The sequence below is a fragment of the Dyadobacter sp. BHUBP1 genome, from assembly GCF_050587785.1.
Lineage (GTDB): Bacteria > Bacteroidota > Bacteroidia > Cytophagales > Spirosomataceae > Dyadobacter.
On record NZ_JBOBIH010000001.1, the window covers coordinates 133207 to 147545 of the forward strand.

Sequence of the window (14339 nt, forward strand, 5' to 3'; positions counted from 1 at the left end):
TTGCATGTCATTGGGCTATTTGATTTAGGAACATACTTAGGTCACCTGCAGCGGCGGCTTTGAGTAACAGCGAGCGCCATGCATTGCCGTTGGTGACAAACTTGTCCACTTCGGCACGGTTCAATGCATTTACGCTCTGTGCCAATGTGAAAAGGTCGGTCAGACCACTCTGGTACCGGGCCTCGGCCTGATTGAATGCCGTACGCGCGGCCGCGAGCTGCACGGGTGTGAGGCGCGCCTGCGCGAGCGAGAGCTGGAACTGGATTTCAGATTCGCGCGTCTGGCGGTCGAGTTGCAGCTGCTGGGTTTGGTATAATGACTTGAAGCGCTCGACCTGGAATTGCTCGGCATGATAGTCGTTTCTGACCTTGAAAATGTTGGTGAGGTTCCAGCGGGTCGAAACGCCTACGAGGTAGTTGTAAACCTGGTATTTGACGCCGCTGCCGAAGTCGGTGCGGAAGGAATCATCCTTGTTTGAAACGCCCGAACCACGTCCCCAGCCTGCACCCACGAGTGAAACAGAGGGCAAATAGGAGCGTTTAACGGCCAGGCTACGCGCCAGCGAGGCGTCGATTTGGGCTTGGGAGAATTTTAATGCGGGGTTTTTCAAGAATGATCCGATTTCGGAGACCGCAGGCAATTGCGAGTAAAAACTCATGGTATCCACCTGAATGCTATCGCGGAGTTCGCCGGTCAGCTCCGAAAACCGGAGTCGCTGCGCCTTTTCCGATCGCTGACTTTCTAGTAACAGCAATTGTGCTTTGGCATATTCCGCGGCAGCCAATGAGCTGTCGACGCCCGGGCGCATTCCAGAACTTACGGCAGCGTCGGTAACGCGTTTGAAAACCGAGGCCCTTTCCAGGTTCTGCCGCTGGGCATCTACCAGTTTCTGGTTAATCAAAAGCAGCAGATAGGCATCGATGATTTTGACCTGATGCTGGAAAAGCTCGTTTTCATAATCCGCCTGGCTGCGGGCCAGATCTGCTTTGGCGGCATTGACATTGGCATTCACTTTTCCAAAATTGAAGACCTTCCAATCGACCAGCGCCGTGGTGAAGCTGCCGAATGTGGCCGTGTAAATGTTTTCGGGGCGGATACCACCGGACGGCGACAATGCGCTACCCTCGTTGGGCAGGAACGCTCCGGCCACGCTGTTGCTGGTGGCGTAGGTATATTGGTCCTGCACAATAAATGCGGGCAGGTAATCGGTTTTGACGGACTTGATCCGGCTTTCGGCGGCGTGTATTTCGGCCTGCTTGGCTTTCAGGAACGGAAAATTGCCTTTGCCTTGTTCCAATGCTTCGTGCAGTTTGATTTGCTGCGCGTTCGCCTGCATACAAGCGAAGGCGACAAAGAAGAATGCAGGCCACCGGTTTTTGATTTTGAAGTTCCGGTGCGCCGGAGAATGCGCGTTTCCCGGCGGAAAAAAGCGGGAAACCGAATGATACTGGGAGTGCTTCATAATTCGGGTTAAAGATATTTTTAGCCGAAATTAGAGCTCAATTCTGGAAACATTTGGGAAATGGAACCCTGCAAGGGGCTGTTTATTACCCGATTATACTTCCTAAATGTTTCCAACTTCAGGGTGTATTTTTGCAAAGTATCTTTTGAAAGAGGAATGAAAATTTTAGTTGTCGAGGACGAAAAAGGGCTGGCAGAAAGTATCACCGATTACCTTTCCCGCGAAGGGTTCATTTGCGAGGTCGCCAACACATTCTGGCAGGCCGATGAGAAAATCAGCTTGTATCAGTACGATTGCACGATTGTGGACCTGACGTTGCCGGACGGCAATGGCTTCGACATTATCCAGACCTTGAAAAAAATCGCCGCCGCAACAGGTATTATCATTATTTCGGCGCGCAACACGCTGGAAGACAAGCTGAAAGGATTGGAGATAGGTTCGGATGACTACATGACCAAGCCATTTCACCTTTCGGAATTGAATGCCCGGGTGAAATCGCTGATCCGGCGCAGGAATTTTGGCGGGAATAATGATATGACCTGGAAGGATATCCGGGTTAACCTGCCTGCCCGAAAGGTTTTTATCAAAGATATTGAAACCACATTATCTAAAAAGGAGTACGATCTGCTGCTCTATTTTCTTTCCAATATCGACGTGGCGTTGACCAAGGAATCCATTGCGGAACATCTCTGGGGCGACAATATGGATTCGGCCGATTCGCTCGATATGGTTTATTCTCATATCAAAAACCTTCGCCGGAAGATCGTTGAAAAGGGCGGAAAAGATTACATTCAATCGATTTACGGGATAGGATACAAATTCACAGCACCTTGAAACTGCTCGAAAAAGCCAGCCGCATTTACCTGCTCGCCTCGCTGCTGATTTATGTGGCAGTGGGGATTGCTTTTTTCTGGATCATCAAATTCATGATCTACGACGAGGTAGAGAGCCGGCTGATGGTCGAAAAGCAGGATTTTGAAGCCTATGTCCGCAGCAACGACACTTGGAGCAACAATTCTTACTTTGTCGAAAATAAAATTGAAGTGGTACCGGTGTTCGGTAAATTTGACAACAAAGTTGCATTCACGGACACGCTCATCAGCAACCGCTACGACGAAACCGCCGATCCGTTCCGCCAGCTTACATTTTATACATTAATCGGCGGCTCGCCCTACCGCGTGGCGATCAGGAAGTCGATGATCGAATCCTACAAGCTGATTGAAGCCATTTCGGCAGCGATGATCGCGTTTTTGGGGTTGCTATTGGTCAGCACTTTCCTTTTTCACCGCGTTTTGTCGGGCAAGCTGTGGAAGCCTTTTTACGATTCATTGGCCAGGATCAAGGATTTCGACTGGACGAAAAACAAGCCGCTGGAAACCGTGCGAAGCGAAATTACCGAATTTAACGAGCTGGGGGATGTGATGGAGAAGATGGCGTCGAAAATGCAGCACGACTATCGCAGCCTCCGCGAGTTCACCGAAAATGCTTCCCACGAAATCCAGACGCCGCTCGCGCTGATCAATGCGCGGGTGGAGCAGTTTATCCAATCGAAGGATTTGGGCGAAAACCATACTTACTGGATTGAAGAGATTTACCATGCCGCACGACGGATGTCGCGACTTAACCAGGGGCTTTTGTTGTTGGCTAAAATTGAAAACCAGCAGTTTACCGAGCAGGAAGAGCTGGATCTTTCCGGGCTGGCATTGAATAAGTTGAAAGATTTTGAAGATATCTTACAGCATAAAGAGATCCGCGTTTCATTGCAATCGACAGGAAATTTCAGAAAAGTAATGTCGCCTGCATTGGCGGATATTCTGCTTACGAACCTGATCAATAATGCAATCCGGCACAATTATACCGGCGGAGAGCTGCGGCTGGAATCGGGTTCCGACTATGTGCAGGTGAGTAACACCGGGAATCCGTTGAAGAGCGAGCCGGAGCGGTTGTTCGAGCGGTTCAAGAAGGAATCGACGGGGGCGGATTCACTGGGGCTCGGACTGGCGATCGTGAAGGAGATTTGTGATAACTGCGAACTGCGGATTTCGTATCAGTACGAGGAGCCGATACATTCGATCAAAATCACAGGATGATGGTGCGAAGCTCCTGCTTCGCACACGCTATGTGGAGGCCTCTGGCCGACTTTTGCACAATGTTGCATGTCTGACCGGCCGGAGGCCTGCGAATGGTAGGCACGAAGCGCAGCTTCGCGCCAGCTTGTTCAGCACAGCTTCGCTTTACATTATTTTGCTACTTTCTGTAACTCGGCTTCCAGGGTTTTGTTGTTCGGAAATTCCTGCGGAATCCAGCGGTTCACGATCTTACCCGCACCATCGATCACCAGGAACGGGTACCGGATGTCAATGCCATATTTCTCTTTTAAAACCTCAATGTTTTCATCCGAAGCCCAAAAATGCTTTGCGGTTGGACGCGCCTTTACATATTGCTTCCAGGTAGAAAGCGGGATGCCCGTCGCAACAGAAATGTAGGCGAACGTAACCTTATCGGCATATTTATCTTCTAAAACCTTCAATCCTGGCTCGTGCTGTCCGATGCTGAATGAGAATACCATCAGAACCGGCTTGCCTTGCAGTGAGGAAACCGTTACCGCGGCGCTGTCGGTATTGAGCAGGGTAATGTCCGGGACGGCGGCGCCCGGTTGTAACGATTCTTTGGTCTGGATCAGCTTGGAAATGTATTCGGTGTAAGGCGATTGCGGGAATGTCGTTTTGTAGTCTGCCAGCAGCGTTTTGGCAGTTTCGATACCCGGGATAGCCGTAGCGGCGTAGTTGAGCCAATAGGTAGCCAGGTATTCTTTCTGTTTCGGATAATTAGCCAGCTTTTCCTTGCTGAATGCATATACATCCTTCAACGCATCCGGGCTGATTTCATAGCGTGTTTCCGATTCGAGCGGATATTTGCGGGTCGAGGGAATGAGCGCCCAGTTACGGAGCTCGTCACGGTAAGCCTGGCTGAGCAGTGCGTCGTCGGGCTGGATTTTGAAGTCGGTCAATGTGAAATCTTCAAGTTCCTTACGCTGCGTGGCGTCGAGTTTCGCTGCCCGATTGCGACGCATGATTTTCTCCTGAATCAGCTGGCGGGTCAGTGATGGCTCGGTTGCGGTGGTAGCCAGCACATATGCTTCGAATGCAGGTACCACCGGATTCGCCATTTTGAATTTCTCAAACGCATCAAGCCTCACTTTTTTCAGGCTGTCGCTTTGTTGCACGACGCTTTTATTGTCGATTTGTGAAGGTTTATAGCCAAAAACCGGCAGGTACTGGTATTGGTTTTCCAGAAAATAGTTTTTCAAAAATGTCTGATAACCGGCATTCTTGCCTGCGAAAGTCACGTCGGCCTTGTCGGCGAAGTTGATCGTGAGGTCGTCGCCGGGTTGCAGAAAGAGCATCCAGGTCTTGTTTACACCGTTACCGCTGTATTGCAAGCGCATCATTTTGGGCTCACTGAGCTGAATGACCGTTTTTTCAGTCGTTTTGTCCGCAAAGTTCACCGAGGCCACTGCGTCGAGCTTCGCGTCGGCAAGGCCTGTGCCCAGATTGGGGTGAAAATGTACATCTTCGAGCACCAGCGTAACGGTCACAGGGGCCTGTTTGGTCGTTGTGAGCGTAATATTGGCGGTATTTTGCGCGTAAGCAGCCCGGGCTAATGCGGTCAGGCAGAATAGTGTGAGGATCAGAATGTTTATGTGTTTCATCGGTTCGAAAGGAAAAACTGTTTTACCCAAAACAGAAGGCGTAAAAATTGTGCCAATATACGTAACTCAGGGCGGTATCTGCTCCGGCGGCTTATTCAGCGTAGGTCGCGGGCACATTCATGCAGTTTTTCAAAGCATTAATAGGCCAACTACCGTAAATTCGCTCTTTGATTATCGATTGTTCCCATGACCCGCGTTTCACAATTCCAGTTCAATACGCTCCGCGCCCGATTCGAGGGAGAGTTGTATTTTGATAATTCCACTTTACACACTGCCCAGCGCACGGTTTACGCTACGGATGCATCGGTCTACCAGGAAATGCCGGTAGCGGTAGCTTTGCCGAAAACCGTGGAGGATATCCGTTCGCTGATCGACTTTGCCCAAAACAATAAAGTAACATTGATTCCCCGCGCAGCCGGAACCTCGCTGGCCGGGCAGGTGGTAGGAAAGGGTATTGTGGTCGATATTTCGAAGCATTTCCGGAAGATTATCGAGGTAAACCCGGACGAAAAATGGGTACGCGTGCAGCCGGGCGTGATCCGTGACGATCTGAACAAACACCTTGCACCCTATGGCCTGCTTTTTGGCCCGGAAACTTCCACGGCCAGTCGCGCGATGATCGGCGGGATGATCGGGAACAACTCGTGCGGGCTGCATTCCATCACCTGGGGCGCCACGCGCGACCATTTGCTGGAAGTAAAGGTGTTGCTTTCGGATGGTTCCGAAGCGATTTTCAATGGGCAATCCATCGCTGATTTTACGCGTGAAATTCGTGAGAAACAAGTCAAAGGCCAGCGCCTGCAATCGATTCTGGCAGGCATGTTCGGGCTCATATCCAATCCTATTGACCAGGACTTAATCAAAAAACAATTTCCAAAACCGACCGTCACCCGCCGTAACTCCGGTTATGCGCTGGACGCCTTGGTCAGGAATTTTGAAAAAGGGAATATCAACCTCTGTAACCTCATTGCTGGTTCCGAGGGGACATTATGCTTCGTTACCGAGGCTAAACTTGCGTTGGTCGATGCTCCTCCCGCGGCCGTGGGCGTCGTGTGTGTACATACGGGCTCGCTCGCGGAAGCGCTGCACGCGAACCGCGTAGCCATGCAGTATGATCCGAAGGCCTCCGAACTCGTCGACAAATACATTATGGATTTTACCAAAAACCATAATGTGTATTCCCAAAACCGGTTTTTTATGCAAGGCGACCCTGCGGCGATGCTGATGGTGGAGTTCTGGGGCATTGCTAAAGAGGAAGTAGAGCGAAAAGCGTCCGCATTAATTGCGCAATTGCAATCGGAAAACCTCGGATATGCCTATCCGTTGTTGTTCGGGGACGATGCCAACAAGGCCTGGGATATCCGTAAGGCCGGTCTCGGACTAATACGGAACCTGCCGGGCGACACACAGCCGGTGAATCTGATCGAAGACTGCGCGGTAGCCGTAGAAGATTTGCCCGCTTATATTGAAGAATTGGAGGTACTACTGGAAAAACACGGCTTGCACGCATCGTACTACGCCCATGCGGGCGCGGGCGAACTGCACGTGGAGCCGATGATTAACCTGAAAACGAGCGAGGGAAAACAGCAATTCCGTGATGTGCTGGCCGATACCGCTGTACTCGTGAAAAAATACAACGGCGCATTGTCGGGAGAACATGGCGATGGCCGCTTGCGCGGGGAGTTCATTCCTTACATGATGGGTGAGGATGTGTATGAAATGTTCAGGCAGGTGAAGCGGATCTGGGATCCCAATGGTGTTTTCAATGCCAATAAAATCGTGGACACGCCGCCGATGAACGAATTCCTGCGCTACGGGCAGGATAAGCCGAATCCGCAAATCGAGACCATATTTGACTTTTCAAGACAAGAAGGCATTCTTCGCCTCGCTGAAAAATGCAGCGGCTCGGGCGATTGTCGTAAAACCGAACTCACCGGCGGAACCATGTGCCCGAGTTACATGGCCACGCGCAGCGAGCGCGACACCACGCGTGCCCGGGCGAACATTCTGCGGCAGTATTTCACACCGGAAACGGCTCCGGCAACGAGCCAGGAAATGGTGAAAGAGGTACTCGACCTTTGCTTGTCCTGCAAAGGTTGTAAATCGGAATGCCCTTCGAGCGTAGACATTGGCAAAATGAAGGCCGAATTCACGCAGCAATACTATGAAAGCCACGGCGTGCCGATGCGCAGCAAGCTGATCGCCGGATTTTCAAGGCAAATGAAACTGGCCTCGATCGCTCCCTGGGCATTCAACGGTATATTCGGGACGCCGGCATTGCGGAGGATCGCTAATAAAATGGTCGGTTTCCATCCTGAAAGGTCGATGCCGAAGCTGGACAGAGAGACATTGAAAAGCTGGTGGGAAAAGCATCAGCGGAATAGGCCGGCGGTCCCGCCGCATTCGCGCAGGGTATATCTGTTTTGCGATGAGTTTACCAATTACAATGATGCTGAGGTTGGTAAAAAGGCCGTATTAATGCTCGAAAAGCTGGGTTATGAGGTCATTATCCCCGAACATGTGGAATCGGGGCGTTCGTATTTGTCCAAAGGTTTTGTGAAAGAAGCACAGAAACTGGCGATCCGGAATGTGGCTTTGCTGAAAGATAAAATCACTTACGACGCTCCGTTGGTGGGCATTGAGCCCTCGGCGATCTTGTCATTCCGTGATGAATATGTGGACCTGGTAGGGGAAAAAGAAAGAGGCAATGCGCAGAAAATCGCGGAGAATGCACTGCTCTTTGAGGAATTTATCGCCCGTGAGATTGATGCGAAACGCATTCAGAAAACTGCATTTGTCGGTAAAAATCAATTAATCAAGCTGCATGGACATTGCCATCAGAAAGCACTTTCGACGTTAACGGCTTCTAAAAAAGCATTGCAGTTGCCGGAAAATTATCATGTTCAGCTGATTCCGTCGGGTTGCTGCGGAATGGCGGGTTCGTTCGGCTATGAGGAAGAGCATTTCGATGTATCGATGCAGATCGGGGAGTTGGTGCTGTTCCCAACTGTCCGGCAGCAGCCCGAGGATGTGATCATCGCAGCTGCCGGGACGAGTTGCCGCCATCAGATCAAGGATGGCACAGGACGCAAAGTCATGCACCCTGTCGAGATTTTATACGACGCACTGATCAAGTAGCACCCTATTGCGTACCGCGCACGTGCTCATAAACCGTATCCGAACGCAATGGCGTACCGGCGGTATCGGAAGCAATGCTGTCGACAGCGGTTGTGCCCTGGTCGGCCGGGTTATCAGCCTGTCCTGACAGGTTTCTGTCGTGGTTAAAGAAGCCGCCAAACCAGGCGATCAGCGAAAGAACGATACCGATGCCGACGATCCACTTCCAGACGTTCTTCACGTTCTTGGTGGCCCTTGCTTCCTTATCTGTTTCTTGCCTGTTCATGGGTTGAATGATTTAGTTTGAAATAACCCTTACCATTTCCATACCAGCGCGGATTCGGCACTTTTCGAGCGATTTATATAACATTGTGTTGATAAAATTTCCCCAAACTAAGTCGTGAAACTAAAATGTAATAAATCGGGGATGTTTCATGTTACCTTAGCTGGAAATTTCGTTTCACGTACTAGTTCTTCTCACAAACCAGCCATATTCATGAAAATCAGCCAACGTTTCTCTATCCTTATTTTTGCACTTTTCCTATTTACGCAACTCGATGCACAGGCACAAAACGATAACCGGTCCTTCTTTTCGGTTACTGCCGGGTACAGCTTGCCGGTAGGGGAGCTTGCCAGGGAAAAACTGAACGACCCTTTTGCGGGTCTGACGGGCTCAGGATATTATGGTCAGGTGAATTATGATTTTCGCATCGCACGCTGGTTTGGGTTGAAGTTTTCAGGAAGTATGAACAAGAACACGACGCGCCCTCAGCCGATCGTGGACATTGCGGACCTCCGCGTGGAAGAAATCAAAGGTTTTATCAACGAAACCAGCTCTCATACGTGGGACACGCGCGTGTCGCGCTGGAAGTTCAATGCGATCATGGCAGGGCCTGCAATTTTCCTCAATTTCAATAGGGTGCAACTGGAAGGGCATGTGCAGGGAGGTTATGTACAAGTAACCTCGCCTACCGTGGATATGACCGGCACTTTCCAATCCGGTGAAAACCAGATACTCGTGCATTTGAGCCCCGCTTCTACCAGCGGTTTCGGTGTAGGTGCCGGTGCAAGCTTGCGTTTGCCGATTGCCGGGCCATTGTATTTCCACCTGTCGGGCGATTTCCTCGCGACCGAAGCCGAGCTGAAAAACGTAGCCGTGAATGTGCGCGTGGGTAACTATCCGGAAGTAGGTATTCCGATTAACGAAAAGCGGTTTGTTGGGGTTGCGAATATCGGTGCGGGATTGGGGATTTCATTTTAACCATACCAGATACTAAAAGAAAACGGGTCGGATGCCGCACGCATCGACCCGTTTTGCTTTTTTAACAGGTTTGGATATGCACTATTTTGCAAACCAAAGCTTCATTTTCATGTCATTCTTGCCTCCCTGGGCGGTAAGGGCCGCTGAGAAATTCTCGTAGTTCAGCGATTCCTCGGAACCAGGATAAGACAGCCGCGTTGGAATGACGTTGCCATTGGTATTCAAAACAGGAGGGGAAAGGGCAGGAATGCCGGTTCGGCGGAACTCGGTCCAGGCTTCTACACCCTGGCCAAAGAGCGCGATCCATTTCTGCTCCATGATCTGGGTAAATGCTTCTGAGCCCGTTTTCAGCGCGTTGGCTGTAAGGTAGGCTTCGGGAACGGTCAATTTATATTGCGCAAATGAGGCAGTAATGCCGTCCGCATAGTTTTTAGAAGCGGTACCTGCTGCTGCAATGCCTTTGTAGGCGAATTCCGCTTTGAGGAATAGCAGTTCGGCATAGCTCATGATCACACCCGGAGCGGTCGCAGCCACGAAGTAATCGCCTACTTTCGAGGTTTTGGATAGGCCTAATGCATTCGCGTCGGACGATGACAGCCCGTTTGGAACACCCTTGTAATCACCTCCATCCGCAGGTTTGTTGGCATAAACGGCCAGGCGACCGTCATTCAATGCCGCTAGCTTGGTCACCAAAGTGGCGCTCACGCGGTGGTCGTCGCGTGTTTTGCGGTTCTGGTTCACAGGATTGTTGTTATTCGTCGCGTCGAGGTAGTTGAGCTGGATATTGTCAGCCACCGACTCCATCACGGGGTATTTTGTCGGGTCATTGAGAATGCGGGTAACTTCCGATTTTACATCGATGGGTGCGTCGGCCTTATCGATCATCCGAGCAAGCACGCGCAGGCTCAGCGAGTTGGCAAATTTCTTCCATTTGGTAAGGTTGCCATTAAAGAGAATATCGCCGGCAATCGCCTTACTTTTGTCATTAATGTCGATCAGGTCGTTGGCTGTTTTCAACTCGGCTACAATGCCGGCATACACGTTCTTTTGCGCGTCGTATTTGGGCAAAAGCTTGTCGTCCAGGCCCTGTAATGCGTCGGTGTAGGGAATGTCGCCGTATATATCGGTCAGCAACATGAATGCCCAGGAGCGCATAATCATCGCAACGGCCTTGTAGTTGGTATTGCCCGACTCTTCGGAGATTTTCATGATGCGTTGAAAATCCGCCAGGGATTCGATGTAAAGTGTTTGCCAGCCGGTATTGTAAACGTCCGCCGAAACAGTGTACTGGTCGATATCGGTGTACTGAATGCGCGCCCAGTGCTGCGAGAAGCCGTCGCCGATGTCCTGTCCGATAGAGCCGCCCCAGTAAAGGTCGACCGCGCTCTGGATGCCGTGTGGGAGGAAAAGGTCCGCCGTACCGGTCGCAGCACTGTTGTTGTTGGTATTGACTTCGTCGAAATCACCCGTGCATGCCGAAAGGCAAACGATGGATGCGGCGAGCAAAGTTTTGGATTTGAGTGAACGTATGATGCTTTTCATGCTTGTAATCAGTTAGGATAATGGCTTACAGGTTGAAGCTGATATTGAAACCAACCGTTCTGGTCGTCGGGATCTGCCCGTTTTCGATGCCTTGCAAGTTACCGTCGTTATAGTAGCTTGTTTCAGGATCGATGTGCGGCAGGTTGCTTTTCAGTAGCGCCAGGTTGCGGCCTACAACCGAAATCGCAATGTCGCGGAACGGCAGTTTCTTGAACACCTGCCCCGAAAGCATGTAAGTCAGCTTCACTTCGCGCAGCTTCACATAGCTCGCGTCGAAAATGGTATTCTCGTTGTTGGTCAGCAGGTAATATTTGTGATGGTACTCTTCGGAGCTGATGCGTTTTTCGTTCGGAACATATTCAGGCGCTGCAGCAGTACCTTTATTCACTACGCCTTGCCCGATAATGCCGTCTTCGCGTCCCAGGGTGGTTTCGGCTAATACCCCTGTGTAGCGACCGATGTTGATGGACTGCGAGAAGATGTCGCCACCATGTTTTACGTCGATCAATGTGCTCAATGAGAGGTTTTTGTAACGGAACGTGTTCGAGAAGCCGCCAATCCAGTCGGGTGTGAAGTTACCCAGCACGCGGCTCGACGATTCGAGCATCGGGTAACCCTGCGCATCGTAAACGATCTGACCATCCGGGGCGCGCAGGAAGCCCTTTCCGAAGAAAGTACCATAAGGCTGGCCCACGCGCGCTTCCACCGAAAGCCCACGGAAGCTGTTGGTAGAGGTAGTCTGCGTCAGTGGGTTATAGCTGGTGTTCAGCTGATAGGTGGTAAGGTTGTTGGCTAGCGAAACGACTTTGTTCTTGTTCCGTGCCCAGTTTAAACCTACTTGCCATTCAAAAGCCTCGGTCTTAACGGGCGAAGCCGTCAATTGGATTTCAATACCCTGGTTCTCGATTTTACCCGCATTCAGCAGTTTCGACAGGTAACCGGTTGCATTGGAAATGTTTACATCGAGGATCTGGTTGGAAGAGACCTTTTTATAGTAAGTAATGTCCAGGCCAATGCGGTTTTGCCACAAACGAATATCCGTTCCGATCTCATAGGAAGAGGTAAGCTCGGGTTTCAGGTTGGCATTCAGCAGTGCATTGTTTTCCGAAAGGCTCGGCGTGCTGCCCCAAGGGTTTTCGTATTTATAAGTACTTGCCAAACGGTACGGGTCGGTATCGTTACCCACGCGCGCCCAGCCTGCACGAAGTTTCGCAAACGATAACACCGCAGATTTTACGTCGAAAATGTCGGTAATGATTGCACTTACAGCCGCGGAAGGGTAGAAATAGGAGCGATTGTCGCTCGGCAGGGAGCTCGACCAGTCGTTGCGGGCAGTGAGGTCCACGAACAGGTAGTTGCGGAAACCGAGGTTGGCCGAAGCGTAAAGACTGTTCACACTTTTCCGGATAAAGCTGTTTTCCGTAACCGGGCGCTGGCGAGAGTTACCCAGGTTGTACACACGTGGGATCGCGAGCTCGGTCGCACCCATGTAGTTGCGCTGCGCATAGTTGGTGCGGTGGTTACCGCCGATATTAGCCGCGATATCAAACTCGCCAAACTTGTGCGTCGCATTCAAAAGAAAATCGGAGTTAGATTCGCGCACGAATATTTGCTCCTCATTATAAGCGTCATATAAAGCCGATGCCCCGATTTTTGCCTGGCGAGCGGCAGTTTTGGTCTTGCGACGATCCTCGTAGAAGTCGGTACCGGTTCGTGCTGTGAGGCTCAGCCAGTCGGTAAACTTGTAAGTTGCCGACATATTTCCGTACAACCTGTCGCGTTCGTTGGCTCGCGTGCTCTCATTAAGCAGGTAATAGGGGTTGGTCCAGTAATTGTCGTTCCAGTTGTATTGATAAATGCTGCCCGGCTTGTGGTAGTCTTTCAGCTTATCCATATCTACCTGGCGGCCAAACCAGATGAAGTACAACCCGAAATTGTTCCGGTTGTCGCTGCCGTCGTTCACATAATTGCCAGTGGCGCGAATACTCAGCTTTTTAGTAAGATTCCAGCCTGCGTTCAATGAAACTGTTCTTCTTTTGTAATTGGTATTAGGCAAAATGCCTGTCTGGTCGAGGTCGGTGAATGAAAGGCGGAAATCTCCTTTGTCGTTCGCGCCGGTAATGGCCACGTTGTTGGTGAGCGTCCGGCCGGTTTCGAAGAATTTGTCGACATTATCGGGATGCGCTACCCACGGCGTAGGCGTGCGGGTACCGTCTGCAGCAATGGGCGAGTCGAATTGCGGCAACAACCGGCCGTCAAGTTTCGGTCCCCAGCTTTCATCCACGCCGTCGTTCACCCCCGCGCCGGTTCCGTCCACATATGAAAACAGTCCTTTTGCGCCCTGGCCGTATTCATTCTGCCATTTCGGAAGGCGGAATGGCGATTCGAATGCCGTGTTGGAATTAAAAGAAACTCCGATTCCCTTCGTGCCTTTGCCGCTTTTGGTTGTGATCAACACAACGCCATTAGCCCCGCGCGAGCCGTAAAGCGCCGCCGCACTGGGTCCTTTCAGAACGTTGATCGATTCCACATCGTCCGGGTTAATCGCTGCGGCGGCATTGCCGTAATCGATACCCGTCCCCGAGCCGAAATTACTGTTATCCACCGGTACGCCGTCCACGACGAACAGTGGCTGGTTATTGCTGCCGATGGAGCTCGCCCCGCGAATGATCATCCGAGACGAAGAGCCCGGTGCGCCATTGGAATTGGTCACCTGCACCCCTGCCAACCGGCCCGAAAGCGAGTTGACGAGGTTGGTTTCTCTCGCCTGTGTGAGCGTTTTCCCGCTCACCTCCTGCACCGCGTAGCCCAGGGCCTTCTTCTCACGGGCAATACCGAGGGCCGTTACGACGATCTCGTTAAACTGCGTCGCGTCGTTTTCGAGCGTAATGTCTAAGACGGTTTTCGAGCCGACGGGGATTTCCAATGTTTTGTAACCGATAAACGAAATAACGAGGGTCGCATTGGCCGGCGCACTGAGGGTGAAGTCGCCGTTGGTATCCGTGGTGCTGCCGCGGCTGGTGCCCTTGATGAGGATGCTGGCACCGGGAAGGTACCCGTCGGCCGACTGCACTTTGCCTTTGATGCTCAGGTCTTGCGCAAAACCAGCTCCGCTGAGGAACAGTAAGGCGCATAAGAAGCCCAATGTAAAGACTTTCTTCATAATTGATTAAGTAATGGAGTGAAACAGTTAGGTAATCTGATTAAAACAGAATAATCTTCTATTTTTAATTAATTTCAAAAAA

At 51.1% G+C, this 14339-nt stretch carries 9 protein-coding genes; 4 read left to right on the forward strand and 5 right to left on the reverse strand.

Features of this window, described 5'->3' with window-relative positions; all coding sequences use genetic code 11:
- Positions 1 to 7: 7 nt before the first annotated feature.
- Entirely contained in the window at positions 8 to 1462 is a 1455-nt protein-coding gene (locus ACQ4MZ_RS00535) for a TolC family protein (RefSeq protein ID WP_430841894.1), read from the reverse strand.
- Positions 1463 to 1618: 156 nt separating this feature from the next.
- Here ACQ4MZ_RS00535 and ACQ4MZ_RS00540 point away from each other — a divergent pair, with 156 nt between their 5' ends.
- Both ACQ4MZ_RS00540 and ACQ4MZ_RS00545 read left to right on the forward strand, forming a co-directional pair.
- Positions 1619 to 2296, forward strand: coding sequence for a response regulator transcription factor (locus tag ACQ4MZ_RS00540; protein WP_430841896.1), 678 nt, complete (start codon positions 1619 to 1621; stop codon positions 2294 to 2296).
- On the forward strand, positions 2293 to 3552 hold the full coding sequence (locus ACQ4MZ_RS00545; RefSeq protein WP_430841898.1) for a sensor histidine kinase: 1260 nt from the start codon (positions 2293 to 2295) through the stop codon (positions 3550 to 3552). Before ACQ4MZ_RS00540 ends, ACQ4MZ_RS00545 begins: the two co-directional genes overlap by 4 nt.
- A 149-nt stretch (positions 3553 to 3701) precedes the next feature.
- On the opposite strand, the gene ACQ4MZ_RS00550 is transcribed toward ACQ4MZ_RS00545, so the two are convergent.
- Positions 3702 to 5174, reverse strand: a complete 1473-nt coding sequence (locus ACQ4MZ_RS00550) for a TlpA family protein disulfide reductase (RefSeq protein WP_430841900.1) — start codon at positions 5172 to 5174, stop codon at positions 3702 to 3704.
- Between the two features lie 186 nt (positions 5175 to 5360).
- Here ACQ4MZ_RS00550 and ACQ4MZ_RS00555 point away from each other — a divergent pair, with 186 nt between their 5' ends.
- Positions 5361 to 8312 carry an FAD-binding and (Fe-S)-binding domain-containing protein gene (locus ACQ4MZ_RS00555; protein ID WP_430841902.1) on the forward strand — a complete coding sequence of 984 codons (2952 nt, stop codon included), beginning with the start codon at positions 5361 to 5363 and terminating at the stop codon, positions 8310 to 8312.
- Positions 8313 to 8316: 4 nt separating this feature from the next.
- Here the strand turns inward: ACQ4MZ_RS00555 and ACQ4MZ_RS00560 are convergent, their stop codons facing one another.
- Positions 8317 to 8577 (reverse strand): hypothetical protein, encoded by a 261-nt coding sequence (locus tag ACQ4MZ_RS00560; RefSeq protein WP_106597568.1) that lies wholly within the window; start codon positions 8575 to 8577, stop codon positions 8317 to 8319.
- 210 nt (positions 8578 to 8787) lie between these two features.
- Here ACQ4MZ_RS00560 and ACQ4MZ_RS00565 point away from each other — a divergent pair, with 210 nt between their 5' ends.
- Positions 8788 to 9552, forward strand: a complete 765-nt coding sequence (locus ACQ4MZ_RS00565) for a hypothetical protein (protein ID WP_430841904.1) — start codon at positions 8788 to 8790, stop codon at positions 9550 to 9552.
- An 81-nt stretch (positions 9553 to 9633) separates the two neighbouring features.
- Here ACQ4MZ_RS00565 and ACQ4MZ_RS00570 read toward each other — a convergent pair whose 3' ends face one another.
- On the reverse strand, positions 9634 to 11094 hold the full coding sequence (locus ACQ4MZ_RS00570; protein ID WP_430841906.1) for a SusD/RagB family nutrient-binding outer membrane lipoprotein: 1461 nt from the start codon (positions 11092 to 11094) through the stop codon (positions 9634 to 9636).
- Positions 11095 to 11119: 25 nt separating this feature from the next.
- Complete coding sequence (locus ACQ4MZ_RS00575; RefSeq protein ID WP_430841908.1) at positions 11120 to 14257, reverse strand: SusC/RagA family TonB-linked outer membrane protein; 3138 nt, start codon at positions 14255 to 14257, stop codon at positions 11120 to 11122.
- Positions 14258 to 14339 lie beyond the last annotated feature (82 nt).